Below are 24249 nucleotides of genomic sequence, written 5' to 3' on the forward strand. Positions count from 1 at the left end.
GTTCCCGCCCCCGCCGCCGCGCCGGCTCCGGCCTCCGCCGACACCGGATCCGACTCGCTGTACGTCACGCCGCTCGTGCGTCGTCTCGCCGCTGAGAAGGGCGTCGACCTGGCGTCCGTCACCGGCACGGGCGTCGGCGGACGGATCCGCAAGGAGGACGTGCTGAACGCTGCGGCCGCTCCGGCTGCCCCCGCCGCCGCTGCCGCTCCCGCCGCGGCTGCTCCGAAGGAGCGCGTGATCTCGCCGCTGCGCGGCACCACGCAGCCGATGTCGCGTCTGCGCAAGGTGCTCGCCGAGCGGGCCGTCGCGTCGATGCAGCAGACCGCGCAGCTCACCACCGTGGTCGAGGTCGACGTCACCAAGCTCGCCGCGTACCGCGACGAGGTCAAGGGCTCGTTCCAGCAGAAGACCGGCGACAAGCTCTCGTTCCTGCCGTTCTTCGCCCTGGCTGCGGCCGAGGCGCTGCAGGAGTTCCCGATCGTCAACGCCACGGTCGACGGCACGGACATCGTCTACCCCGCCTCGGAGAACATCTCCATCGCGGTGGACACCGAGCGCGGCCTGCTCACCCCGGTGCTGCGCGACGCGGGCTCGAAGAACATCGCCCAGATCGCCCACGAGATCGCCGACCTCGCGGCACGCACCCGTGACAACAAGCTGAAGCCGGACGAGCTCGCGGGCGGGACGTTCACGCTGACCAACACCGGTTCGCGCGGCGCCCTGTTCGACACCCCCGTGGTGTTCCTGCCGCAGTCCGCGATCCTCGGCACCGGCGTGGTCGTGAAGCGCCCCGGCGTGGTCACGATCGACGGCCAGCAGGCCATCTCCGTCCGCTCGTACGTCTACCTCGCGCTGTCGTACGATCACCGCACCATCGACGGCGCCGACGCGGCCCGCTTCCTGTCGTCGGTGAAGGCGCGCCTCGAGGCTGCGGACTTCGCCGCTCAGCTCGGGGTCTGATCCGCACGGATTCACGGGGCTCCGGCCCCCTCGGATGGCGGATCCGCGATGTCATACACATCGCGGATCCGCCATTCGGCGTCTCGGCGGATGATCACGACCATCTGAGCCTGAGACCCGGAGCCGCTGCGCAGCGCGGCGACGTCGCCGTAGTCCTCGATCAGGACTGCGGTCGCGTCACCGTCACGCAGCTCCTTGGCCGCGGCACGACCGCCGTCCCACAGCTCACCGCAGGCCGGAACGGCTGCGGCTCGGCAACGGAGCGCGGCGGCGATCAGTTCCTCTCCGGCGCGAGCCGGATCCTGCTGGGCGGAGGGACCGGGGTCCCGAGCCGCCGCCGTGGCGGTGGGTCCCGGGCTCACCGGCGTTGGGGCATGCAGGGGCGCTGCTGTGCCGGCAGACGCGGTCGTCGCGCCCGCCGTGCTCGGTGTCGCCGAGGGCCGTGCCTTGGCGGCACGACCGACGGCATCCACGCTCCCCGCACCCGTGGGCCAGAGCGCACCGCCGACCGCGATCACCGTCGCCGCCGCCAGCGCCACGGCCGCCGGACCGGCCCATCGCCGTCGACCGCCATGCGCCGGGGTCTGCCCCGATCGGAGAGAGGACGATCGCCCCGCCAGCCGCCCGAGCCGCGCGAGCACGGCCTCCCGCGCAGCGGTGGCCGCCTGACGCAGCACGGTCGGACGCCACGGCGACGTGCTGCCGGTCCTCGCCGCACCGCCCTTCATCTGCCGCCCGCGGCGCCCGCCCGCCGCAGCGACGGCCCTCAGATCCCGGCGTCGCAGCGCCTGCTCCCGTCGTGACGGCACCGGTCGGTCGATGGCGACCGCGGGATCCCCGTCCTCGTCCTCGCGCAGACGCAACGGCCGCGGAGCAGCGACCTCCAGCAGCTCGTCCTCCCAGCGCGCCGCCTCCGCCCGGAGCCGACGCGGGTCGTCCAGCGCATCCGCGAGACGCAGCAGGAGGCGTCGCAGTGCACGATCCTCCGCTCGACTCTCCAGCTCGCGCAGCAGCTGCTGCGCACTCGCGCACGCCGTGTCGTCGCCGGTCGACGACGCAGGGACCGCGAATACGGGGCGCCCCTCATCGGTCAGCCACCATCGACCCCGCAGCTCCTCACGCTCCGCCTGGTCGTCCGCTCGGGGCGCCTCTGGAGCGACGCCCTCCGGGTCGAGCTCTCGCACGCCGCGCAGCATGCTGACCGCGAGGGTGACGACCTCTCCGCGCGTCATGCCCGCGTCCCCGCCACCGGCGAGATGGGCGCCGACGGTGCGCACGCACCAGGGCAGCAGCACGTCATGGCCGTCCATGCCCAGTGCGAGGTCGAGCGGGGCGGCGACGTGCTCGCAGCCGGCGAACATCCAGCCGGCCCAGCCGCGCAGCGCGGCCGTCGGAACCCGGACGGCCACCGCATCCCCACGCGAGACGAGCTCGCCCGGGAACGGGCCTTCGCCGTCCGACAACACGCGGATCGTGCGGTGCGCACCCGCCACCGCGATCCTCCTGGCGCGTTCGGTCATGACCCCATCCCAGTCCTGCGCGACGCGCTGCGGACGTCGGCATCCGCGACCGGTGCACAATCACGGAATCCGCCGTGCTGTGCAGGGGGATCTGTTCGCCCAGCGCGTCGACTCCGACACCATCACGTCCCCGCGGAATCGGTAGGCTGGAAGGCATGGCAAAAAGTCCTTCCGCGACGGAGAAGCAGCCCGGATTCTTCTCCCAGCTGCGCTCGCTCTTCCGCTTCACCCGGGAGATCTACCCGTGGCTGCCCTGGGCGCAGATCGCGATCCTCGTCGGCGGCGCCCTCCTCGGCGTGATCGTCGGCTACCTCATTCCGCCGTTCCAGATCTGGAGCGTCGTGCTCTGGGGCATCACGGGTCTGCTCGCCGGCGTCCTCGGCGCCATGTTCCTCATGACGCGCCTCTCGACGACCGCGATGTACCGCAAGATCGACGGCATGCCGGGCGCCGCCGGGCACGTGCTCAGCACGGCGCTGGGACGCAACTGGCAGGGATCCGAGATCCCCGTCGGCGTGAACCCCAAGACGCAGGACGCGGTCTACCGAGCGATCGGCCGCGGCGGCATCGTGGTCGTCGCCGAGGGCGCTCGGGGCCGCCTCACCCGCCTCGTCAAGGATGAGAAGACCAAGGCGCTGCGCGTGGCGCAGGGCGTGCCCGTGACCGTCCTCTACGTCGGGCACGGCGAGGAGGACGTCTCCATCGACAAGCTCGCCAAGACGATCAAGAAGCTCCCGAAGGCCATCGACAACGCCACGATGGCCGCCGTGATCAAGCGCATGGAGTCGGTGTCGCAGTCGGTCGCCTCCCTCCCGATCCCGAAGGGCATCGACCCGCTCAAGGCGCGCGCTCCGCGCCCGCGCTGAGCCTCGACGACGAAGCGCCCGGCCGCCGCCTCCGCGGTGCCGGGCGCTTCGTCGTCTCCGGGGATCCCGGTCAGTTGACGTCGGGCATGTGCTCCTTCGGGAGCTTGCGCACCTTCGCCCTGCGGCGGCGGCGCTCCGGGATCATCGAGCGCATCTCGTCGAGCTTGCCGAAGCAGAGCAGCCGGTCCTCGTCCTCGAGCACCACGTGCTTTCGCGGATTGGGGATCACGGTCACGCCGCGGTGCAACGTGAGCACGGTGATGTCCCGGTCCCACAGTCCCAGCTCGCCGAGCTGCTTGCCGACCTGCTCGGCGCCCGCGTGGATGACGAGCTCGGCCACTCCGTAGCCGGTCGACACGCTGAGCCGCTGGCGCACGTCGATCTCGGGGAAGTTCACCTGATTCGCGATGAAGTCGATGATCGCGCCGGCGACGTCGAGACCGGTGGCGGCCTCGATTCCCTGCAGGCCCGGCGAGGAGTTCACCTCCATGACGAGAGGACCGTCCTCGCCCTCGAGCATGTCGACGCCCGCCACGCGCAGGCCCATGATCTGCGCCGCGCGAACGGCCGTCTGCTCGTAGACGGGGTCGAGGTGCACAGCCTCGACCGTCCCGCCGCGGTGCACGTTGGAGCGGAACTCGTCGCCGTTCGCGACGCGACGCATCGCCGCCACGACCCGGTCGCCCACCACGAGGGCGCGGATGTCGCGGCCTCGGCTCTCGGAGATGAACTTCTGGATGAGCACGTTCTGCTTGGTGGAGTGCAGGGTCTCGATGATCGCCTCGGCGACCTTCACCTGCGGGGCGAGGATCACGCCGATCCCCTGGGTGCCCTCCAGCAGCTTGATGACCACGGGCGCTCCGCCGACGCGCTCGATCGCCGGGCGCACGTCGGCACGGTTGCGCACGAAGGCGGTCGGCGGCATGGCGATGTTGTGCCGGGAGAGGATCTGGTTCGCCCGCAGCTTGTCGCGCGCGCTCGAGATCCCGTTCGCGGTGTTCGGCGTGTAGACGTCCATCTGCTCGAACTGGCGCACCACGGCGGTGCCGAAGTACGTGATCGAGTTGCCGATGCGCGGCAGGATTGCGTCGTAGTCGCTCAGCCGGCGGCCGCGGTAGTGCAGGTCCGGCTCCTCCGAGGTGAGGTCGATCGCGAACCGCAGCGTGTTCAGCACCTTGACCTGGTGGCCGCGCTGCGTCGCGGCGGCACGGAGGCGCTGGGTCGAGTACGACTGCGGGGCGCGCGAGAGCACGGCGAGCTTCACGGTGATTTCCTGCCAGGATGTGTGTTGTGGACGAACCTACTCATTCAAGCACCCTTATCGGGTGGCGGGAGTGGGTGTCCCTCCCCGACGTCGGGATCCCCTGGATCAAGGCAAAGATCGACACCGGGGCCCGCAGCTCCTCGCTGCACGCGCAGCACATCCGGGAGTTCGACCGGGACGGCGCACCCTGGGTGCGCTTCGACGTGCGGCCGTGGCAGGGCGCGCACGAGCTCATCCCCGTGGAGCTGCCGGTGTTCGACCGCCGCGACGTGCGCTCGTCCTCCGGGCACGCGCAGAGCCGTCTCGTGGTGCTGCTCGACCTCGTGCTCGTCGGCCGTCGCGTCACCGCGGAGGTGACGCTGAGCAACCGCAGCGAGATGGGCTTCCGCATGCTCATCGGCCGGGAGGCGCTGCGGCAGGGGTTCACGATCGATCCGGCACGGTCGTTCCTGGGCGGCAAGGCGCCGAAGGCGTTCCGCCGGCTCAACCGCGGCCACGTCGCGATCTGACCCGCGCTCAGGCGCGGATGAGCACGGTCCCGACGGCCTTGTCGTGCAGCCCCCGGTGATCCACGTCGAAGATGACCGCCGGGATCACGAGGATCAGCAGCACCGTGCGCACGATGGGCCGCCACAGCCCGACCCAGCCGCCGTTCATCATGACCAGTCGCAGCCCGACGATGCGGTGTCCCGGGCTGCCGCCGATGGTCGGGATGAACAGGATCTGCAGCACGGCGAACACGATCATCGGGGCGAACTGGGTCAGCCCCGCCTCCTTCGGCAGGTCGAACTGCCGGAAGCCGAAGAACGCCGTCGCGATGATCGTCGCCGCGGCATAGTCGATCACCAGAGCGGCGACCCGCCGGCCCAGGCGTCCGATGCTGCCGGATCCGGTCCTGGGCAGGCCGAGTCGTTCGCCGGGATAGCTCTGCGCGGTGTCGGGCATCCCTCCAGCCTAGGCGAGCCGCACAGGGCCGATCGGACACCCGGCAGCCGCTCCGACGCGTAACACGCCGGAAACATTCCAGACATGATCGCGTCATCCCCCGCCCGTAACCTGCTTGCAGGTCGCTCGACCGCACCCGTTCCTCCAGGAGTTGATGCATGTTCACCACCCCCGCCGACGTGCTCGCGTACATCCGCGAAAACGACGTCAAGTTCCTCGACATCCGCTTCACCGACCTGCCGGGCGTGCAGCAGCACTTCAACATCCCGGCATCGACGGTGGACGAGGACTTCTTCGTCAACGGTCAGCTCTTCGACGGCTCGTCGATCCGCGGGTTCGCGTCGATCCACGAGTCCGACATGCAGCTCATCCCGGACGTGACCACGGCGTACGTGGACCCGTTCCGCGAGGCGAGCACGCTGGTCATGGTGTTCGACATCTACAACCCCCGCACCGGCGAGATCTACACGAAGGACCCGCGTCAGGTCGCCAAGAACGCAGAGAAGTACCTCGCGTCGACCGGCATCGCCGATACGGCCTACTTCGCCCCCGAGGCCGAGTTCTACATCTTCGACGACGTCCGCTACTCGGTCACCGCCGGCGAGAGCTTCTACAAGGTCGACTCCGAGGAGGCCGCGTGGAACACCGGTCGCGAGGAGGAGGGCGGCAACCTCGCCAACAAGACCCCGTACAAGGGCGGCTACTTCCCCGTCTCCCCCGTGGACAAGACCGCCGACCTGCGCGACGACATCACCCTCAAGCTCATCGAGTCGGGCCTCATCCTCGAGCGCTCGCACCACGAGGTCGGCACCGCCGGTCAGCAGGAGATCAACTACCGCTTCGACACGATGGTGCACGCGGCCGATGACATCCTGAAGTTCAAGTACATCGTCAAGAACACCGCTGAGCTGTGGGGCAAGACCGCCACGTTCATGCCGAAGCCGCTGTTCGGCGACAACGGATCCGGCATGCACACCCACCAGTCGCTGTGGAACGACGGCAAGCCGCTGTTCTACGACGAGCAGGGTTACGGCGGCCTCAGCGACATCGCGCGCTGGTACATCGGCGGCATCCTCAAGCACGCTCCGGCTGTGCTCGCCTTCACCAACCCCACGCTGAACAGCTACCACCGTCTGGTCAAGGGCTTCGAGGCGCCGGTCAACCTGGTGTACTCGGCCGGCAACCGCTCCGCGGCGATCCGCATCCCGATCACGGGTTCCAACCCGAAGGCCAAGCGCATCGAGTTCCGCGCGCCCGACGCCTCCGGCAACCCCTACCTCGCCTTCGCCGCGCAGCTGATGGCCGGCCTGGACGGCATCAAGAACCGCATCGAGCCGCACGAGCCGGTCGACAAGGACCTCTACGAGCTCCCGCCGGAGGAGGCCAAGGGCATCCCGCAGGTGCCGAACTCCCTGCTGGACTCCCTCGAGGCGCTCCGCGCCGACCACGACTTCCTCCTCGAGGGCGGCGTGTTCACCGAAGAGCTCATCCAGACCTGGATCGACTACAAGTACGAGAAGGAGATCCTGCCGATCGCGCAGCGTCCCCACCCGTACGAGTACGAGCTCTACTACGGCGTGTAAGGAGACTCCGCGGGAGTCTTGGGGTTAGTCCGCAGGCAGTCCGCAAAATCTCAAGAACCCGCCTCAGCCTCACCCGGCTGGGGCGGGTTCTTTCGTGCTTGCATCAACGCGCGCTCGAGTTCCATAAAGCGGCTGCGGACGTCGGTGAGCGAAGCGACCGCCTCGTCGAGGTCAATCACCAACTCTCGGAGCTCCTCCGTCTCGCCGGAGAGCATCATGATCTTCCGCGCGTCGCTAATACTGGAGGACCGCATGGCTTTCATGGTGGCGAGCGCGATACCTGTTCGATCCGCGGCACGTTCGAACGTGAGCAGTGCCAATTCGAGTCTCTGATCAATGCTCGCCATAAGAACCGTCCCTCCGGGATCGCCGTTCGTGTCTCTCGGCCAGGACGGCTTGGACCGCAGACCGTGACGACTCATCCCTGTCCGGCCACAAGTGCCCGTACGTGTCGAGGGTGGTCTTTGCCGAGGCGTGGCGTAGGCGTGCCTGCACGGTTTTGATGTCCAAACCGCTCGAAATTAGCAAGCTCGCGAAGTAGTGGCGGAGGTCGTGGATTCTGAAGTCGTCGGGAAGCCCCTCTACCCTGGCGCGAGCCACTCGCCATGCGGCTTCGATCGTGTACGGCGCGACTGGCCGGCCGAAGGCACCGACGACGATGGTGCTACTCCCCCATGCGACCCGGTTTGCATTCAGCATCACCGCGAGTTCCTTGGGAATCGGTATCGGGTTCTTCGATTCGTCTGTTTTCAGCGGCTCGGCCGGGTATTGGATCGCTGGAGTGATGATGCCACGCATGAAGTCGACATCGTCTACGCGTAGTGCCGCGATTTCAGCCACCCTGAGGCCGGCGAACGCTCCAAGAAGGACTACCGGCTTGAAGTGGTCCGGGAGGGAGTCGTGTAGCGCCCAGACCTGGTCAGTCGTGGCAACATACGGACGCTGCTTCGCGCCTCGCGGAGACGTCCGACGAGAGCATGGATTCTTTGCTACAAGCCCATCGTGCATCGCGTCAGTGAACAGCTGCGAAAGCCGCGAGTGCAGGGCGTAGACGTACGACGTGGCGTAACCACGGCTAGCCAGACTCACGACCCACGCCTGCACCTCGGACGGCCTAACCGCTCGGAGCGGACGGTGACCTAAGTCCGCCTTGATTACGGCGAGATGCGTCCTCGCCTGCCGAACAGTCGAGAGCCGATTGCGTTCATAGCCACTAATCCAGGCGTCAGCCCACTCGCCAAGTGTTGTGCGGGCGCGTTGAGGCGCAACATGTGTACCCTGTGCGACGGAGGAGGCCTGCTCCACAAGCCATGCAGAGCCTTCTCGCTTGGTCTTGAAGTGCCTTGCGTGCTCTTTGCCTGCGTCGTCGCGGTAGCGCGCCCGCCAGACGCCATCAGGCCTCTGCTTGATGCTTGCCATTGCCGCGACCCAGTTGGTAGGAACCGATCGAAACGCCCACGAAAAGGTCCTCGAGGGTGAGTAGCTGAAGTTCGAACGCTCGGGCCGCTTCGCCCCCCTGAGCTACTTCGTTGCGGTTGAATGACATCGCGAGAACTCGGCGGACGCTCTCCGGCAGTGTGGGAGCGTCCCCATAGAACTTCTCGTAGGTTCCGAGCCTGGTTCGTAGCTCAAAGGCTTCGTAGGCAGCCGAGGCCAAATGGTTATCCTGACCGACACCGGCTCGGGCATGAGCGATTGCGCGCGTCACGTGGTTGTTGAGCGATTCCCCGGCCATGACAACCTCGGCAGTCTCGACGATCCGTCCGGGAACCCTCGACCACGTCGTCTCGCGACCGCCGGGAAGCGTCACCAACGCGTCATTCGCTAGCGCATCGGCCGCGCTAGCGAAGTGGCCGGGACGTACCTCAATCTCTTCCCCGACTGGGTAGATCAGGTCCCACATCGAAACATGCAGAGCATCAGCGAGCATCGCGAGTTCAGTAATGGATAGCGTCTTCCGCTTGCCTGCGAACAGGCCATTGAGCGTCGCCTTCTTGACAGACCCCACCTCACCCATGAACACGGAGCATCGTTCAGCCAGCTGCTCAGTCGTGAGTTTCCGAGACTCCTTGCGCCGCAGGACTTCCCGAACGATCTGCTTAGTTCGCCGAACCTCCCACCCATCTCCATCGAGCGGTTCCAGGGAGTACTTGGCCGGAGTATTCACATTCCCCATACTACAGGCGGCGATCTGTTCCGAAAGGAGTTGCAATCTGTCACACCGAGAGTTATGGTGATTTCGAACACTTTCGGGGGAAACTCTTCCGAACGATCACACGAAGGAGTCTTCATGACCGCGACCGATGGTCCGACGTCCACACCATCATCCCTGCTCTTCGTTGCGGAGGCGGCGGCCCGCCTCCGGCGCTCGCCGGCGCAACTGTATTGGATGATCCAGTCCGGCACGGCGCCTAAGCACGCAAAGATCGCCGGACGCATTGTGTTCCGCGAGTCCGACATTGAGGAGTACATCGATGCCGCGTTCGCAGAAGCGGGATGAAGCGTCGTCAACTCGCGCGCCCGATGCCGTAGGCCGGGCGGTGCCGGCGGAGGATTCGGGACTTCTCCCGTATGCGGACCCAACTGGCGACCGCGTGGTGCAGTTACTCACGGGCCGCGACGTGACGATCTATGCCGATAGCGCGCCCATCTTCGTCATCAACTCGGCGTTGCTGCTCGACCTGATCCAGAAGCACGTGACGTTCGCCCCGACGCGGAGGGGGAACCGCATCCGCGCCCACAAGAGGAACGCCCCGTTAGCCGTTGCAGCGGCCCGGGGCGAGAACCAGAACCCAATCGACAGGAAAGAGAACTGACTATGCCAACGACTTTAGCAGAGGCAAGTGGTGAACCGCAGACGTGTCAAGACAGACTGGCGGTGATCGATCAGGAGCTCGCGGCTCTGACTGCGAAGCGTGAACGTGTCTTTGTCGACGAGCGCAACCATTGGCGTAGCCGTGGATACGAAGCGCACATCGTGCCAAGCAAGAAGGGCATGAACCCGCGCCATTGCGTGCTGGTGAGCGAGTTCTTGTGCTGTTACGGCAGAGGCACAGGTTGGCGCAGTAGTTGGGTAGTCGAGCAGCGGTACGTGGGTGACGACGATGACTACGCGCTTGGCGTGTATGCCGAGGGCCCGTTCGTATGGATCCGCCGCGGCGAGTTTGTAGTAGCGCTCAGCGATGGAAAGCGTGCTGTGGTCGTGAAGGCGAAGAGGAGCACGCCGACCAAGGCGCAGCTCGGCAGATGCCTCGCGAGGATTCGCAATGCAGCCCGGCGTGAGCACATGCGAGTGTCGGTCCGCGGAGATCTGGTGAAGCTCGTGAGTCCCATGAACGACATCGTCTTCGAAGGGGATGCGACCAGTGCCGCGTTGTGGCTGGCGGGCATCACGGCGGACACCGTCATCGACCCGGAGGTGATTGGGCAATGAGCGCTGGCAGGTGCCGTTTCGACTGGTGTCAGACCGACGCCCTCGAGCACAGAGTAGACCCGAGCCATCACACCCGTGATCTCGGCCACGGCATGCTCCTCTCGGTCGACATGGAAGGGCGGCCGATCGCCAACTGGATGCCGGACTGGTCCGAGTGGTGGATCAACCACCCCGAGGACGTGACCGAATTCGACGGAGTTACCGACATGCTCCGCGGTCTCAAGCGTGACTACGAGAACTTCCGCAACGCACTCATGGCCGACCCTAAGTTCGCCGTCGAGGTCGCGATAGTGCGGATGCGGGATCAGCGAATCGGGAGCGACAGTTGATGCGCTCGCCATCGCCATTCCATGCACCGCCTGCCCTGGCCAAGGCGCGTGCCTACAACAGTCTGAAGCTGCTGCGCTCCGAGGCCCCAGCCTGGGTGTTCGAGCTACTCATTCCGTACATCGATGCACGCATCGAGGAGCAAGCCGAACGAACGCCGAGGCGCGCGGCGCCAAGGCACGCCACTCCCCCGGTTACCGACGAAGACCGAATCCTCGACTTCCTCGGAGTCGACCTGACGAAACGAAGGAAGCGATGACTCTTCCCACCTACAACCCCGACAAGAAGTACGAAATGATGGCCGCCCTACTCCCTTCTGAAGGTCAGAACATGCCCGATCCTGAGTCGATCATCGAAGACCTGCGGCAGATCCTGATCCTCTGTTATGAGTACACAATCAACCGCGACCAGCCCTTTGAGGCGCCTGCTGGCGACCTGGCGGATGCCATCGTGGCGTATCTGTTCAACGCCTGGGCCGACAAAACGCATGACTTCGAAACCGAGCTCAGGCAGTGGTACCTCAGCCGCGGGCTACTCAGAGCAGAAGATCAGCCTGATTCGCCCTCCGGACAGGCGTCGCCTGCAGAGCCGGTAGTCGAAGCCGACAGCTGACCTCGAAGCCCTCGAGGCCCGCACTCCAAGTCCAGGGGTGCGGGCCTTCATCTTGGAGGTGAAACATGACATGGACACGACTCGATGACACGTGGACTGACAAACCTCAACTAGAGGAGCTCGATTTCGCAACCCGGTGGCACTACCTGGCCATGATTCAGTTCTGCAGTCGGAACGAGCGCCATGACGGGCTGGTTCGCAACATCGACGCCCGACGCTGCTCTGACGTTCCCGATCCAGCCCGGTGCCTGGCCGAGTTGGCGACGGCGAACCTCATCCGCGTCGAAGGAGGCGCGTATCGCATTCTCGGGATCGCGGAGCACGTTCCGCCCGAGTGGGTCGCCAAGAAGCGAGAGCGTGACCGCGACAGGAAGCGGCGCGAACGAGCCCACAAGGCCGGCGACCACTCGCTCTGCGGAGAGACATGTGTCTCAGCGAATGTCACAACGACAGTCGCAACGAATGTCACGGCGAACGCCGGGACGGGACGGGACGGGACGGGACGGGCTGATACAGCAGGGGGTTCTACGGAGACGATCGAATGGGAAACCGCGGTGCCTGGTCGTCCTGATCTGAAGGTGGTGGCCGGATGAAGCTCACCGCAACCGAACCACCCGCGCTCGCATACACCATTCCTTCTGCCTCTCGTTGGACTCAGCGGTTCGAACAGCATCTCGACCAGGTGCCGATGCTCCTCGAGGTTCTTCGCGGCGCACGCGGCGGCGTGCACGCCGCTCGGACAGGCTCGGAACGTGTTTCCGGTGGCGGAGGTGTAGCCCCATCACCCCTGAGGGAAACGCCGGTGGACGATGCCGACGATCTGTGGGCCGCACTGGTGGAGTACACCGGGGAGGTCGCAGAGCGTCTTCAGGATCCCGCTCCGGCCGCTGTCGGAGCCACGTGGGCGATCGATGAGAGCGTGCGCGGTCTTCCATCCTGGATGAACAGCGAACTCGCATACACAGCCGGATTCGCGATCGTCTCGTGGCTTATTGATCGCGTGGTGGACATCGCCGAGCTGCGGATGAACGACGCCGAGGAGTTCCTGTTCTCGCTGATCCGGAAGCTGCAGTCGCGTTACGTGCTCGACCCAATCGAGCGTCCGGCGCATGCCCGGACATGCAGTGTCTGTGGCGAGCGAGCGGTGGTGGTGTCGTGGGTCAGTGATGAGACGGGAGAGGCGTCTTGTCGGGTCTGCGGCGCCACCTATGCCCCTGACGAGGATGAGGATGGTGCATCACGTGGATAAGGCGCTGACATACCGCCAAGCGGCTCGACGGGTGCGACGCTCAGTGCGGACGCTCAAGCGTTGGAGGCGCAACGGCATGCCGATGGAATGGCAGGACGGGCATCTTGTCGTAGAGGAGTCCGTCCTGCTCGCCTGGTGGCGTGATCGAATGTCCGCCGATCCCGTTCACCAGCAGCGGATCAGGCGTATGGGCAGCGGCGTCTAATCGCGAACCGTCACCAAGCCGTCTTGCGCTTCCCGGCCCGCGGTGGCTGAGCCCAGTCGTCGACCGGGTCTTCCTCGAAGATCACGTCGGCGGCTGGGTCGGCCTGGGAAAAGCGCTCGCCCATGAGTGCCGATTCGAGCAAGTCCGGCAATCTGATCCCGATGTACTCCGCGACCAGCTCGAGCTCATGATGTGTGAACTCGTAGGCGCCGTTCAACCGCCCAGAGACGGTCGGCTTGCTCATCCCAAGGACAGTCGCCAGCCCCGATGCCCGAAGGTCGCGTCGTGCCAGCTCGGCTCGGACAGCCGCCGCAATTGCCTTGGGCGGCAGCGCATATCTAGCCGCCATGGGAAACCTGCGCCCATCCAACTCCTCGCGCACGATTGCGCGGATAGCTTCTTCAAGCGAGCTACTCACGTTCATCGTGTAACCCATAACCACACCGTAGGCGTCGCCTCGGACACGCACAGTGTGGTTGGCGCCGCTGACCGCTAGCCACTAGGCGTACGTGTGGTGCACATGCCATCCGTCCTCGCTCTTGTAGAGGTCGAAGACGTACGATTCTCCGTCTTCATTCGTGCCCTGGAAGCGCCATCCGTGCAGGGGCCGGAGAGCATCGAGCGGGACGGACCACAGGGAATCCCGGATCCGAGTGGGGGTATCTGTCACGCGCCATCGCTTCCCGGCGAAGATCATTCGGGCGGGTACATCGTTGACCATCCACAGCGTCACCGGCTGTTCGACTGTTCGCAGGCTCATGGGTTAACACCCTAGAACACATATTCGAATCGAGCTATAGTGCGAGCGTGCACGTGATCCAGCTCGCCCGCTCCCAGTGGCTCGTGGTGGACAACCACTACCGGGCCCGATTTCTCATCGTCGAGGGACCGCTGGTGCTGCGCGAGACGGGCGAGACGCACGTCAAGCATCGGGTCGAATGGTGGGCGCCGGATCCGAAGAAGCGGCATGTCCTCACCGTGTGCGATGGGCTCCTTGCCGCAGAGAACTGGTGTCGAGACGAGATCGTCAATGCCGACGCGGAGAAGGCATCGATATCCGCATCGGTCGCGCGCATCGGGTTCTGATCACGATGGGGACGAGCCAGCGCGAAGCAAACGCGGCCGCGGACCACTTCCTGCTCAAGGTCGCCCGCGAGAACCCGCTGCAGACCCTCTCTGACAAGGAATTGCGGCTCGACGTCGCCCCGCTCACGACCTACCCGAAACCGATCCGTGCGAAGACGTGGGTGCGGTTTGCCGCGATCCCTGTGGGCGTGGACTACTGGATCCACCGGCACCACCGCGGACGCCGCCGCGATCTCCTTCCGGATCCGCGACAAGACGTTCCGCCGCTGGTGTGGCGCAACGCCGTCAGCATCCCGTAGGACGAGCGGAGACCACCACGGGAGACGACCCCTCTCTGAGGGGTCGCCTCCCCGGGGTTCTCCCCGTTGCGAGGTCCCCGCCGAGAGGAGTGGAGTCTGGGAATCCCACCCTCTCACCTCAGTCTTCAACCTCTCTCCCGCGCGCAAGGGGAGGGTAGAGCCCGCGGGAGAGAGGCACCTTTCAGGCTCTACGCCTCTATGTATTGGGGGGCTTGTGTGTCAGGCCACGACGAAGATCTGGCCCGACTGATGCACGCCGCCGTTGTTGCTCGTATTGCTCTCGCCGCCGGTCACTTCGAGGTTCATCTCGAAGGCGTACGACGTGTTGACCGGGCCGGCGACGACGTGCGCCCACCGGAAGTCATACTGACCGACGGGGACCGGGGCCATGAGGAACGTGTAGTAGTCGCGGCCCCCCTGCTGGAACGTGTTCACCAGTGTCCAGCCAGCGGATGCGCCGTTGTTGGGAAGCGCGAGCGTGGCCGTCGGGTCGTTGTTGACCGAGGGAACGCTGACCGTGATCTGCACGCTGGGTGCCGGATCGGGCCCGGCGCTCTGGAAGATCAGATCCGCCCATGGCGTCTGACCCCGCGCCACCTGAGTGGTGTTCGCCGTCGGTCCTGACACGTACACCAGGTCAAAGTTGAGGGTGACCGATGCGGACGCGAGAGGTGTCGCCGCCGCAGCGGCGATCACCGGGACGCTCCATGCCGCGCCCTTGACGAGGGTTCGGCGGTCGATGTGCTTGGTTCCCCCGACGCGAGGTGTCGTGCCCGTTGATCCGGCCGTGCTTCTTAGTTGGTTACTCATGTCTGCTCTCCCCTTGCTAGCGGGCACTGCCCGTCGTGTCTCGCGCAAAACCTTGGCATGTGACCGGGCACGGGTCGCGAGTCGCGCAGAAACTGGCACGTTCTCGGTCAATTTCTGCGCGGGTCGAGGCCGGCCTTCGGAGTCCCCGTAGCGTTCTGCGGGCGTGCTCGTCGTGCCCGCTGACATCAGCACTGCGCGGTCGTCGGGCGGGAGCATGTGATCGCTCCCGACGACAAGAGGACTTGCATGACTGCTCGGCGTGTATCCGTGAGTCAACGGCTGCGTGAGGGCCGGCGGCGTCGCCGTGCTCGGCGCAGCCGCCGCTACTATGAGGGGCCGAGCCCGCTGTTAACACGGATTTTACGCATCGCTGCGGGCGTGTTTGTTGTTGCCGGCGTCATACTGGCCGTGTACGCATTCTTCTTCTACCGCTAGATCCTCGAAAGGTTCGTGGGTGGCCACTGAGTTGAGCCGTAAGGCGCAGCATGAGCGTGACGAGCAACGACGTCGCCATGCACTCAAGATGGGGGACGAAGCAGCAGAGCAGTGTGATGACTTCGGGTGGACGCCGACGGGTGAGATCGATCCGACACTCGTCGCGAAGGTGGCTCAGCAGCCCGGTTACGGGGTAGGGCGGGCGTGGTCAGCGAAAGCGACTTACGACCTCTCCCACGCGCCGAGACGGATCTACCTCGTGCACACGGTGGAAGGCGGTTTCGACTTCACCGTCGACAGCAAGACCGTCACGACTGAGGCCGGGCAATTGGTCCTCCTCGACGGAGACGCGCCCACCTCTGCGCGCACGCGCGCGGCGACCGCCCGCTTCGTCTGGCACCTGACGCCGACGTTCCTGAACCCGCGACAGCACCGGTTCCGATTCCACGAGCCCGTCGCGATCAACAACGGGACCATGCAGGGCATCATGGCCCTCACCAACGCGACGCTCACCCAATCCGACACAGGACCCGCGAGTGCGCACATCGGACACGCTCTGGAGCACCTGATCGCCGGAGCCCTGCAAGAAGCCGGGACGCTCCGCAACTCGGCCGATGCCCTGCACCGCGACGACCTCTTCACCGCCGCGCAGACCGTCATCGAGACGCACTTCAGAGACCCCGCCTTCGACGTCAACCAGCTCGCCCGCGAACTCTCCAGCACCGTGCGACACGTGCACCGTGCCTTTAGAACGTTCGGGACCACGCCCCGGCGACAGATCCAGGAACGACGTCTCGCCGAGTTCGACCGGCTCGCCCCACAGATCCTTACCCTCAAACAGGCCGTCGAGCGCTCCGGCTTCACCTCGGTCCGCCAGTATGCGCGGGCCGTCGCAAGCCAAGCCGACACACAGCCCAACTAGGCACGTCGGCGTCCTCCTCGGCTCTCGACCACGCTCCGCGCCGCTGTCGAGAGCGCACGCCACCCGGAGATCCGGTCAATGTTCCCCGGCGGCGGAGCGAACGAACCCGTCGCACGTGAGGACCGATCACGGTGGGTCGCGGACATCACCGCGAGATACCGGGGTGCCCGACCGGGCGGCTCGGCGTAGGGTGTCGGGCATGTGCGGACGATTCGCGATGAACGCCAAGACGGACGAACTGATCCAGGAGTTCGTCGCGCATGGCGGCGACCCTCAGGAGTGGTGGAAGGAATGGCACGGCTCCTACTCGATCGCCCCCACCGACTCAGCGCCGATCGTCCGCGACCGCGGCGACGGCCGATTCCTTGAACTCGTGCGATGGGACTGGGAGAAGCCCAAGAACATGCGCCCCGGTGCGCCCCTCATCAACGCCCGGGTCGAGAAGCTCGCGACCGGGTTCTGGGCTCCCGCGTTCACCGCGGCGCGCTGCGTCGTCCCGATGCGCGGCTACTTCGAGTGGACAGGCGAAAAGGGCGCGAAGATCCCGCACTACCTCCACGGCGACGGACTCCTCGCCGCCGCCGGACTCACCTGGTCGATGGACCTGCACGGCGAACCGACGCGCTGCTTCGTCGTCGTCACCAGAGAAGCACGTGACGCCGGCGGCGAGGTCCACGACCGAATGCCCGCCTTCCTCACCCCCGACGCCATGGACGCATGGCTGGAACCGGTTAAGCTCGACCGCGGCGGCCGCGAGGACATGCTCGCCCTGCTCGACGGATCCTCGCAGGCGGTCGCCTCGACGATCGAGCAGTACGTCGTCGACCGGAAGGTGAACAACTCCCGCACCGTCGACCGCGACGACCCATCCGTCATCGCGCCGGCGGCCTAGGCTGTCCTGGTGCTCATTGGAATGATCCGCCCGCGCGAGACGCGCACCATCACCGTCCAGGCCGAGGAACTCGACGAGATCCAGGACCTGATCCGCGCTCAGACGCCGGCCGGGTGGGAGACGATCTCCGCCCCGGTGACGATGGCGAAGAAGGACACCACGATGACGGCCGCGGGCACGATCGCGCGGCGTGACGGCGTGACCGAGATCGAGGCCGACGACATGGCTGCGCTGCAGGCGAAGGTGCCGGAGGGCTACCAATTGCTCTCCGTCCGCCGCCTCTGATGCCAACGACGAAACCGCCCCGCCTCTCCGAAGAGAAGCGGGGCGGTTTCGTTTGCTGGTCAGCGAACGTTGTTTACTACGTTGATTACTGCAACTCCGCGGTGGTTCTCGATGATCTTGAATGCTGCCGTCTCCGTCAGCGTCTGTGAAGCTGCGTGATGGATCGCCAAGACCCTGTCCTGCAACTTCTGATCGTCCTCGAGAGCAGTTACCTTGATCCCGAGGCTCTTCGCCTTAGCTAGAGAGATGTGCCGGTTGTGGGCCAGGGTCAGCGCGTGGCTTCCAAGCTCTTCTACGATCTTCTTCGCACGTTGCTCACGCTCCGCGTCGCCGAGGTCCGCGAACATACGCGTCTGGAGCCACACAAGAACCATGTCCTTGGACCAGTCAATCGCCTTCTGAGCGACGCCGATCAACGTTGGGTTGTACTTACCAATGATCGGCTGCCAAAGCGGAATGCATGCAGGATCCTTGCGGATCTCGTCTCGAGCACGCTCGAACTCCTCAATAATCCCGTGCGCCGGGACTCCGCCGAGTTGGGGATCGATCGGTCCGAGACTCGACTGCTTACCCATCACGATTTCGTTCGCGGCGAGCGCCATCATCGTGCCGCAAGACATGGCCAGTTGCGGGACGATCACTCGGATGTCAGTGAACATCGTCCGCAAGTACTCAACTAGTGACTCACACGCCGCGATGTCGCCACCCGGTGTGTGCAGGATGAGGTCGAGCCCGTCGTCACGCTTCAGATTGTGAATCGTGCTCATGAAGCCGGTCTTGTCGCTGTCGTTGATGTCAACGCCACGCAGCCCCTGCTCGACGAGCGATTGCTTTTCGAGCCATCCCGAGTAGTAGATGATCACGTTCCGCCCGGTGTAGTCCGCGAGCTCCTTCAGGTAGGACCGCCGCACAACATCGTGGGGGCCACCGTTTTGCTGGATCGCGGTCTGGACGTCAGGCCAACTATTCACGCGGGCCAGTGTGGTTGGTACGGCTCACCTCAAAGACGCGCGCGGGAGCGCCAGAGTTACTGAAGTACTGATAGCCCGTCGCGGGCAAGGTCGCCTGATTGAGCAGATCGAACGTCTCCTGGATCTCCGCGTCTGTCAGTCGTGTTGATCGATCGTGAAGAGTCGCAGACACCACAATCACCGTTCCATTCCAGTCCCGGATGGGTACGACTCAGACGAGCCCACCCACGCCACCCATTGCGGTCATCATACACAGAATGTCAGGCGGGCCTGACATTCCAACTGGCGCCAGCTTCTCGTGTTTGCGAAACGGGGGACGGCTCTGGACAGATGATGCTCAGCATGCGGCGCCCTTCTCGCCGATCTTCGCTCCGTCGAGCATGGCGCGGTACTGGCGTCGGGTCATCGGGACAGGGGTGCCGTCAAAGTCGGTGTGGATGATCGCGCCGGCCGGGGCAGACCCAGCGCCGAACTTCCTAAGCCACTGGTCGACGATGGGGATCGCCATCACGCGGGAGATCGCGGCGCTGATCGCGGCGAGCGTCGCGATCAGCGCGGTCAGCCACGCGACCGCGGGCCCGGGGAGGACGTCGGCGACCGCGGCGAGCACCTGCGGGGCCACCGTTACGAAGATGCCGAGCAGCGCTATGCCGGCGAGCACGACCTGCACGGCCGTGCGGATCCACCGCTGATTCGGGAACCAGATCCGGTTCATGATGCTCCTATCGGGGAAGGCCCTCGGGCCAGTCAGGAAGTGGGATGCCGTGCGCGGCCATGTGATCTCGCTGCACGCCGATGAACGCGCGGTAGCCGCGGTTCTCCTCGGTGAGGCTGTCGACCTTCGCCTCGAGCCGGTTCACGCGTTGGTCGTTCTCGTCCCGGTAGCGGCCGAGCTCTTCCTGCAGCTGGTCGATGAGCCGGTCCTGCGCGGTGCTCTCCGCGGTCGAGGCGGCCGCGACAGCGTTTGCCTCAGCCACGGCCGCTTCGCGGCGAGACTTCCGCTCGGCCGCCCAATAGCCACCGAGCGCGCCGATGATCGCGGCGACGGGAACGAGCACGCCAGCGGTCGCCCCCAGGACGGCTACGAGGTCGTCCGGGTTCATCCGGCCACCATCTGCCACACGCCGTCGACGACCACGGCGAGAGCGAGCACGAGCGCCGAGAACGCGATCAGGATCGCGCTGTGGGACACCGGCCGTTGGCGCTTCTGCCCGTGCTGGATGTTCGACGGCCGCGAGCGCGCCCCGTCCTGCTCGTCCATCACGACTGCAGGCGCTTCGCGAGCTCGTCGGCCACCTGCTTCGCCATGTCGTCGGGGATGGCGTCAGCGATCGCGGCCGCGACCTGCTGCGGGTCGATGGTGACGCCGGACGCTGCGGCCTGGATCTGGTTCAGGCGCTCCCAGACAGTCGGGCCGAGCTTCCAGTCCGCGCCGGCACCGTTCGGGCGCACGTCGAACTTCAGCGCGCGTTGAAGCATTGTCTTGAACGCGTCGTAATCACGGTTTGCATCGAGCATGTCGTCCTCCTCGGACAGTGAGACGCCGGCGGGGACCGGCAGGAAGATGTTCGGGAACTTGTAGTGCCAGGCCTCGCCGAAACTGAAGCCCTCGGGTTCCATGCCGTAGTCACCGGCATGGGCGCGCAGCCACTCAGATCGGGCGGAGCCCATCGTGGCGATGCCCGCGTCCTCTCCGATGTCGCGCAGATCGACAGCACCGGCGGTGCCCTGGACTTCATGGTTCGAGGTCCCGGGCTGCGCGGCGGTGCCGGACGGGTCGTATCGGACGTAACGGACGCCCTGCCACCAGCGCACGTCCCCGAATGGGCCGTCGCCATACGCCTGCGGGGTGTACGTGTCCAGGAAGATGTCAATCTGCTCCTGGTTGGTGCGGATCCCGGAAGTCACGAGCACCTCCACGCCGAACAGTCGGACCATGTCTGCGCTCAACCGTCGGATCTGGTACGCCATGTAGGGCGTGAGCCGGGAACCGTCCCGCCACACGAAGTCGGTCATCAGGTGTCCTTTCGGGAGGAACGACGAAGCCCCCGCCGAGTGGCGAGGGCTAGGAACGACGAAGGCCCCCACCTTTCAGTGAGGGCCCTCGGTGAGGTTGAAGCGCCGGAGTTCCCGGCTTGATTGGCTCAGATCAAGTGGGCCAGCTGACAATCTCCGTGTTCACGGTGACGTCTGCTCTGTTGTCGGTACCGGTCGAGTCGGTCACCAGCGACAGCATCCTGAAGGACAGCTTCCCGTAGGGACTGGAGCTTCCCGGATACCAAAGGTCCGGCGCCCAGGGTGCGTCGAATCCGTAGGTCAGCGGGAGTTCGATCACGTCGCCAGGCATGATCGTCTCCTGCCATGTGTAGTAGTAGGAGTCCCGATCTTCGGGGAACAGCCCCTTCATGAGAGAGCCCCGAACGGTTCCGTTCACCCGGACGTTGGCGACGTCGACGAGGAATTTCGGCCACGCGAATTGTGTCATGCCGGTGCGCGCCGCACCGGATCCGCCTCCCGCTGCGACGACGTACGGCGTGGTCTTCTGCGCTCCTGGCACGAACGGATCCGGTCCGGTGTACGTCACCACTGCCCAACTCGGAAGGTTGCCGTCGCTCGTGACCCCGTACCCACTCCACATTGTCGGGACGACGACGCTGAAGTCCTCGAACACGACTGTGAAGTTGAACGCAGGCGTAGGCGGAACGCTCGAGGCCGCCAACGGCACGGCAACTGCCTTTTGCACGACCGGCGTGCTCCAGGCAAGCGCCGCCGCCACTGGAGTTGCTGCCGCACCAATCAACAGAGCACGACGCCCAACGCTAGATCCCCCGGTGTCTGACATGCCCCCAACCCTAGTCACCGATCGCGTCGTGCTTCAGTCGCGTGCGCCTCGGCAGATGGACCGCTCGAATCTGCTCGACCCGCGCTAGTCACAATCAGATGCCGTTCTCGCTGCGGAGGTGGGCGGCGAGGAGGGCGCGTTGTGCGGCGGTGAGTGCGGTCGGGTACACGATCACGTCGTAGATGCGGCCGCGGATGACGTTGGTGTTGTCGCCGCCGAACAGCAGCACCTCGGTGAGGTGGTTCGTGCCCGCGTTGCCGGTCCACTCCGTGCCGTCGACGCTCATGGCCGAGGATGCGCCGTTGGCGGTGAAGATGAACACGTGCGGGACCGTGTTTGTCGCCAGGGTCGGGATTGACGTGCCGGCTCCGCCGTAGAACTTGCCCGCGTTGACGCCGACCGTCACGTTCGGGGCGACCGATCCGACGAACAGGCCGACACCTGTGGGGACGGTGTCGACCTTCGCGACGACCGCGATCGTGCACACGGCGAGATCCATGACGTCGGTTGCCGTCGTGAGCCGATCCGCTGCAGCGTTGACGAGGTAGCGCCGGCCGTCCGCTTCCGTGCCGAGCGTCGGCGCGGTGTTCGCGACGGTCATGTGCGTCGTACCGATCAGGTCCGGCAGCTGGTACACGCCGGCCCCGTCGAGCAGCGACAACGCGGACGGGTTCCACCGGTGCGTGTATCCGGCGACCGGGAGCGACTTCACCCCGCGGATAGCGAGGCGCCGCGGGGTCGTGATCGGGGTGGTGGGGCGAAGCTGAAGCGAGCTCATCGCGGCCTCCTTAGGCGTCGATCAGGTTGCGGGCGACGAGCTCGGCGAGCACGCGCGGAGCGAACGCCGCCTGGGTGGCGGCGTTCATGTGGATCTGGTCCGCCAACAGCAGGGACGGCGGGGTGCGGTACGAACGGCGGGCTGTCTCATCCCCAGCGGTCGGGGTGATCCCGGTGACGACATCGAGGGCGTCCTCGATCAGCCACCGCATCAGGGACCAGTAGTGCTCAGGCCACAGCCGGGACAGTTCCCGGTCGATCTCGACGTTGTAGTTCCACACCTGCGTGTAGGGGACGCTGTTGCCGCCGAGGACCAGGCCCATGAACAGGGCGTGCGGGTTGAGCGCGAGACGAGACTCGATCAGAGCCGAGTACCCCTCCACGACCGGGCCCACGTTCCCGGGGGTCGTGATCTGGTCGTTCTGGCCCATGATGACGAGCATCGTGTCGGCGGCGTTGTTGTCCCACGTCGCCGCCCGGAACCGGACCGGCCCCGTCACCGCGGAACCCGGGGTCGTGCGGGTCAGCAGGAACGTCGCGCTGTTCGCGGCGCGGCTCAGCGTCGCCGGGATCTCCCCCGCCGATGTGATCGCCATTCCTGCCGTCGCCGGCAGAGGCACCTCAGGCCGGTAGCGCAGCGGGTCGGTGAGCGTCGCGGACACGCTTCCCGATGCCGGGAACGTGTCGCCGTCGAGCGTGAAGGACGGTTCGATCCCGCCGGCCATCAGCGCGACCATGTGCGCGGTGGAACCGCCCATGGACGCATGCGTGAGCGTCAGGTCCGGGCGGGCCTGGCTGAGCAGGTAATGCCACCGCGACGTCGCCGGCACATCCGCGGCCTGCGCGTGCGAATCCCCCGTGATGAGCAGCCGGGTCCGCGAGGACACCAGCGGCCGAGACCCGGACGGCGTCGGCACCCGCACGGACGTGCGTGCGAAGGTGTTGATCCGCGACCGCGGCGACCGGATCGACTCCCGCAGCAGGTCTGCGCCATCTGTGGTCAGAAGACCCGTCGCAGGGTCGGCCGTGAGCGCTGTCGGCTCCCCCGACGAACCGGAGAACCCGACTCCCCCGCCATCGATGGGGACCATGCGGAGTCGGTCGCGGACGATCTGCTCCGCCGCTTCCGACCAGCCACCGTCCGACAGGCGCAACGTCGCCGCCGTCGGCTCACCCCGGGCACCGAACGTCCCGAACGTCGCCTCACCGTCGACTCCGTCGACCTGGGTCAGCGTGCGAGGATCGGTGGTCTGCATCAGCGCACCCGACGCGGCAGCGTCCGCGACAGCCGATGCGGCAGCTGCCGTGACCGCGGGGTTGTCGGCGATCGCGGCCGTGGCGGCGTCACGGGCGGGGATCTCCACCCGCTCGTCGACCGCGAGCTGCGCCTCGGTCTGGTTGCGGATCGCGAGCGCCATCGAACGCGGCGTCGCGACCTGCAGCCGTCCCACCGGGACCATCTGCGAAACCATGTCAGTTCCTCTCCGGCGCGTACACGAGCGCGCCGTCCTCGGTCTGGTCGGTCATGTCCACCCACGCGACATTCGTGACGCCGGACAGGGGCGGGCCGAGCGCGACGATGATCGTCCCGGGTGGGAAGTTGTTGATCAGGTCGGAGATGTTCCCGCCCAGACCGGGCACGACCAGGAACTCCCACTCGGCGTACCGATACGCCCAGTTCTGCGGATCCTGCTCCGAAGGGTTCGTCACCCACCGCATGAACGGCCGGTAGAAGATCCCGGCGTCGGACTCGAGCTCCACCGTGAACGACCCGTCCGCGGCGAGCGTCGCCTGCACCTCGACGGCCGCCAGCAGCCCGTCGGATCCGAGCGCGCTCGCCTGCGGCCGGAACCACAGCTCCGGGTGCATCGCGGCAGGGATCGGCTGGCCGGCGTGCGTCCAAGCGTTGCCCGTCACGGTCACCGTAGACATGGCGGCTCCTTCTCTGGCGCGTTCGCTCGCGCCC

General features: G+C 66.2%; 33 protein-coding genes. 16 read left to right on the forward strand and 17 right to left on the reverse strand.

Translation table 11 applies throughout. From position 1 onward, the window contains the following. Positions 1-960 (forward strand): 2-oxo acid dehydrogenase subunit E2 (locus AERO9AM_RS10335; protein ID WP_201298619.1); only part of this gene is annotated, 960 nt, incomplete at its 5' end. 11 nt (positions 961-971) lie between these two features. On the opposite strand, the gene AERO9AM_RS10340 is transcribed toward AERO9AM_RS10335, so the two are convergent. Then, complete coding sequence (locus tag AERO9AM_RS10340; RefSeq protein ID WP_159576057.1) at positions 972-2480, reverse strand: hypothetical protein; 1509 nt, start codon at positions 2478-2480, stop codon at positions 972-974. A 155-nt stretch (positions 2481-2635) separates the two neighbouring features. Between AERO9AM_RS10340 and AERO9AM_RS10345 the strand changes: the two genes are divergently transcribed. After that, positions 2636-3346: a DUF4191 domain-containing protein gene (locus tag AERO9AM_RS10345; protein WP_159576058.1), complete on the forward strand. Its 711-nt coding sequence runs from the start codon at positions 2636-2638 to the stop codon at positions 3344-3346. Positions 3347-3416: 70 nt separating this feature from the next. Here the strand turns inward: AERO9AM_RS10345 and AERO9AM_RS10350 are convergent, their stop codons facing one another. Next, a complete protein-coding gene (locus tag AERO9AM_RS10350; RefSeq protein ID WP_159576059.1) occupies positions 3417-4610 on the reverse strand; it encodes a RimK family alpha-L-glutamate ligase in 1194 nt (397 codons plus the stop codon). Between the two features lie 17 nt (positions 4611-4627). Here AERO9AM_RS10350 and AERO9AM_RS10355 point away from each other — a divergent pair, with 17 nt between their 5' ends. Continuing rightward, complete coding sequence (locus tag AERO9AM_RS10355) at positions 4628-5119, forward strand: ATP-dependent zinc protease family protein (RefSeq protein WP_159576060.1); 492 nt, start codon at positions 4628-4630, stop codon at positions 5117-5119. A gap of 7 nt (positions 5120-5126) precedes the next feature. Here AERO9AM_RS10355 and AERO9AM_RS10360 read toward each other — a convergent pair whose 3' ends face one another. Beyond that, positions 5127-5555, reverse strand: coding sequence for an RDD family protein (locus AERO9AM_RS10360; protein ID WP_159576061.1), 429 nt, complete (start codon positions 5553-5555; stop codon positions 5127-5129). 158 nt (positions 5556-5713) lie between these two features. Here AERO9AM_RS10360 and glnA point away from each other — a divergent pair, with 158 nt between their 5' ends. Continuing rightward, complete coding sequence (gene glnA / locus AERO9AM_RS10365; RefSeq protein ID WP_159576062.1) at positions 5714-7138, forward strand: type I glutamate--ammonia ligase; 1425 nt, start codon at positions 5714-5716, stop codon at positions 7136-7138. Between the two features lie 50 nt (positions 7139-7188). Here glnA and AERO9AM_RS10370 read toward each other — a convergent pair whose 3' ends face one another. From AERO9AM_RS10370 to AERO9AM_RS10380, 3 genes are read right to left on the reverse strand one after another with little or no spacing between them, the layout of a single operon-like run. Continuing rightward, on the reverse strand, positions 7189-7458 hold the full coding sequence (locus tag AERO9AM_RS10370; RefSeq protein WP_159576063.1) for a hypothetical protein: 270 nt from the start codon (positions 7456-7458) through the stop codon (positions 7189-7191). Between the two features lie 13 nt (positions 7459-7471). Continuing rightward, complete coding sequence (locus tag AERO9AM_RS10375) at positions 7472-8557, reverse strand: tyrosine-type recombinase/integrase (RefSeq protein ID WP_159576064.1); 1086 nt, start codon at positions 8555-8557, stop codon at positions 7472-7474. Next, a complete protein-coding gene (locus AERO9AM_RS10380) occupies positions 8532-9161 on the reverse strand; it encodes a hypothetical protein (RefSeq protein ID WP_159576065.1) in 630 nt (209 codons plus the stop codon). The genes AERO9AM_RS10375 and AERO9AM_RS10380 overlap by 26 nt, the downstream gene beginning before the upstream one ends. Positions 9162-9428: 267 nt before the next feature. On the opposite strand from AERO9AM_RS10380, the gene AERO9AM_RS10385 reads away from it, so the two are divergent. The 7 genes from AERO9AM_RS10385 (at position 9429) to AERO9AM_RS17635 (ending at position 12964) form a co-directional block, all read left to right on the forward strand. Next, entirely contained in the window at positions 9429-9638 is a 210-nt protein-coding gene (locus tag AERO9AM_RS10385; protein ID WP_159576066.1) for a helix-turn-helix transcriptional regulator, read from the forward strand. Continuing rightward, complete coding sequence (locus AERO9AM_RS10390) at positions 9613-9954, forward strand: hypothetical protein (protein WP_159576067.1); 342 nt, start codon at positions 9613-9615, stop codon at positions 9952-9954. Before AERO9AM_RS10385 ends, AERO9AM_RS10390 begins: the two co-directional genes overlap by 26 nt. 62 nt (positions 9955-10016) lie before the next feature. Next, positions 10017-10571, forward strand: coding sequence for a hypothetical protein (locus tag AERO9AM_RS10395; protein WP_159576068.1), 555 nt, complete (start codon positions 10017-10019; stop codon positions 10569-10571). Further along, the gene (locus tag AERO9AM_RS10400) at positions 10568-10900 is read left to right on the forward strand and encodes a hypothetical protein (RefSeq protein WP_159576069.1); all 333 of its coding nucleotides are present in this window, start codon (positions 10568-10570) and stop codon (positions 10898-10900) included. The genes AERO9AM_RS10395 and AERO9AM_RS10400 overlap by 4 nt, the downstream gene beginning before the upstream one ends. 253 nt (positions 10901-11153) lie before the next feature. Further along, a complete protein-coding gene (locus tag AERO9AM_RS10405) occupies positions 11154-11510 on the forward strand; it encodes a hypothetical protein (protein ID WP_159576070.1) in 357 nt (118 codons plus the stop codon). A gap of 589 nt (positions 11511-12099) precedes the next feature. After that, on the forward strand, positions 12100-12759 hold the full coding sequence (locus tag AERO9AM_RS10410; protein WP_159576071.1) for a hypothetical protein: 660 nt from the start codon (positions 12100-12102) through the stop codon (positions 12757-12759). Continuing rightward, the gene (locus AERO9AM_RS17635; RefSeq protein WP_159576072.1) at positions 12740-12964 is read left to right on the forward strand and encodes a hypothetical protein; all 225 of its coding nucleotides are present in this window, start codon (positions 12740-12742) and stop codon (positions 12962-12964) included. The genes AERO9AM_RS10410 and AERO9AM_RS17635 overlap by 20 nt, the downstream gene beginning before the upstream one ends. Positions 12965-12974: 10 nt before the next feature. Here the strand turns inward: AERO9AM_RS17635 and AERO9AM_RS10420 are convergent, their stop codons facing one another. Then, positions 12975-13400 carry a hypothetical protein gene (locus AERO9AM_RS10420; protein ID WP_159576073.1) on the reverse strand — a complete coding sequence of 142 codons (426 nt, stop codon included), beginning with the start codon at positions 13398-13400 and terminating at the stop codon, positions 12975-12977. Between the two features lie 371 nt (positions 13401-13771). Here AERO9AM_RS10420 and AERO9AM_RS10425 point away from each other — a divergent pair, with 371 nt between their 5' ends. Continuing rightward, the gene (locus tag AERO9AM_RS10425) at positions 13772-14050 is read left to right on the forward strand and encodes a hypothetical protein (protein WP_159576074.1); all 279 of its coding nucleotides are present in this window, start codon (positions 13772-13774) and stop codon (positions 14048-14050) included. 5 nt (positions 14051-14055) lie between these two features. Then, complete coding sequence (locus tag AERO9AM_RS10430; RefSeq protein ID WP_159576075.1) at positions 14056-14349, forward strand: hypothetical protein; 294 nt, start codon at positions 14056-14058, stop codon at positions 14347-14349. Positions 14350-14568: 219 nt separating this feature from the next. Here the strand turns inward: AERO9AM_RS10430 and AERO9AM_RS10435 are convergent, their stop codons facing one another. After that, positions 14569-15159: a hypothetical protein gene (locus AERO9AM_RS10435; RefSeq protein WP_159576076.1), complete on the reverse strand. Its 591-nt coding sequence runs from the start codon at positions 15157-15159 to the stop codon at positions 14569-14571. 454 nt (positions 15160-15613) lie between these two features. Here AERO9AM_RS10435 and AERO9AM_RS10440 point away from each other — a divergent pair, with 454 nt between their 5' ends. The 3 genes from AERO9AM_RS10440 (at position 15614) to AERO9AM_RS10450 (ending at position 17693) form a co-directional block, all read left to right on the forward strand. Next, positions 15614-16516, forward strand: coding sequence for a helix-turn-helix transcriptional regulator (locus AERO9AM_RS10440; protein ID WP_159576077.1), 903 nt, complete (start codon positions 15614-15616; stop codon positions 16514-16516). 199 nt (positions 16517-16715) lie between these two features. Next, on the forward strand, positions 16716-17408 hold the full coding sequence (locus AERO9AM_RS10445) for an SOS response-associated peptidase (protein WP_159576078.1): 693 nt from the start codon (positions 16716-16718) through the stop codon (positions 17406-17408). A 9-nt stretch (positions 17409-17417) separates the two neighbouring features. After that, positions 17418-17693: a hypothetical protein gene (locus AERO9AM_RS10450; protein ID WP_159576079.1), complete on the forward strand. Its 276-nt coding sequence runs from the start codon at positions 17418-17420 to the stop codon at positions 17691-17693. A 59-nt stretch (positions 17694-17752) separates the two neighbouring features. On the opposite strand, the gene AERO9AM_RS10455 is transcribed toward AERO9AM_RS10450, so the two are convergent. The 9 genes from AERO9AM_RS10455 to AERO9AM_RS10495 form a co-directional block, all read right to left on the reverse strand. Next, the gene (locus AERO9AM_RS10455) at positions 17753-18556 is read right to left on the reverse strand and encodes an SDH family Clp fold serine proteinase (RefSeq protein ID WP_201298620.1); all 804 of its coding nucleotides are present in this window, start codon (positions 18554-18556) and stop codon (positions 17753-17755) included. Positions 18557-19001: 445 nt separating this feature from the next. Next, positions 19002-19379, reverse strand: coding sequence for a hypothetical protein (locus AERO9AM_RS10460; RefSeq protein WP_159576080.1), 378 nt, complete (start codon positions 19377-19379; stop codon positions 19002-19004). Between the two features lie 7 nt (positions 19380-19386). Beyond that, entirely contained in the window at positions 19387-19767 is a 381-nt protein-coding gene (locus AERO9AM_RS10465; protein WP_159576081.1) for a hypothetical protein, read from the reverse strand. Beyond that, on the reverse strand, positions 19764-19928 hold the full coding sequence (locus AERO9AM_RS10470) for a hypothetical protein (protein WP_159576082.1): 165 nt from the start codon (positions 19926-19928) through the stop codon (positions 19764-19766). The genes AERO9AM_RS10465 and AERO9AM_RS10470 overlap by 4 nt, the downstream gene beginning before the upstream one ends. Continuing rightward, on the reverse strand, positions 19925-20680 hold the full coding sequence (locus AERO9AM_RS10475) for a M15 family metallopeptidase (RefSeq protein ID WP_159576083.1): 756 nt from the start codon (positions 20678-20680) through the stop codon (positions 19925-19927). The genes AERO9AM_RS10470 and AERO9AM_RS10475 overlap by 4 nt, the downstream gene beginning before the upstream one ends. Before the next feature lie 133 nt (positions 20681-20813). Further along, positions 20814-21506, reverse strand: a complete 693-nt coding sequence (locus AERO9AM_RS10480) for a hypothetical protein (RefSeq protein ID WP_159576084.1) — start codon at positions 21504-21506, stop codon at positions 20814-20816. A gap of 94 nt (positions 21507-21600) precedes the next feature. Then, on the reverse strand, positions 21601-22284 hold the full coding sequence (locus AERO9AM_RS10485; RefSeq protein ID WP_159576085.1) for a hypothetical protein: 684 nt from the start codon (positions 22282-22284) through the stop codon (positions 21601-21603). 10 nt (positions 22285-22294) lie between these two features. Further along, positions 22295-23755, reverse strand: a complete 1461-nt coding sequence (locus tag AERO9AM_RS10490; protein ID WP_159576086.1) for a hypothetical protein — start codon at positions 23753-23755, stop codon at positions 22295-22297. Position 23756: 1 nt separating this feature from the next. Beyond that, on the reverse strand, positions 23757-24215 hold the full coding sequence (locus AERO9AM_RS10495) for a hypothetical protein (protein WP_159576087.1): 459 nt from the start codon (positions 24213-24215) through the stop codon (positions 23757-23759). Positions 24216-24249 lie beyond the last annotated feature (34 nt).

It is taken from the genome of Microbacterium sp. 8M (genome assembly GCF_902506375.1).
Taxonomy (GTDB): Bacteria; Actinomycetota; Actinomycetes; order Actinomycetales; family Microbacteriaceae; genus Microbacterium.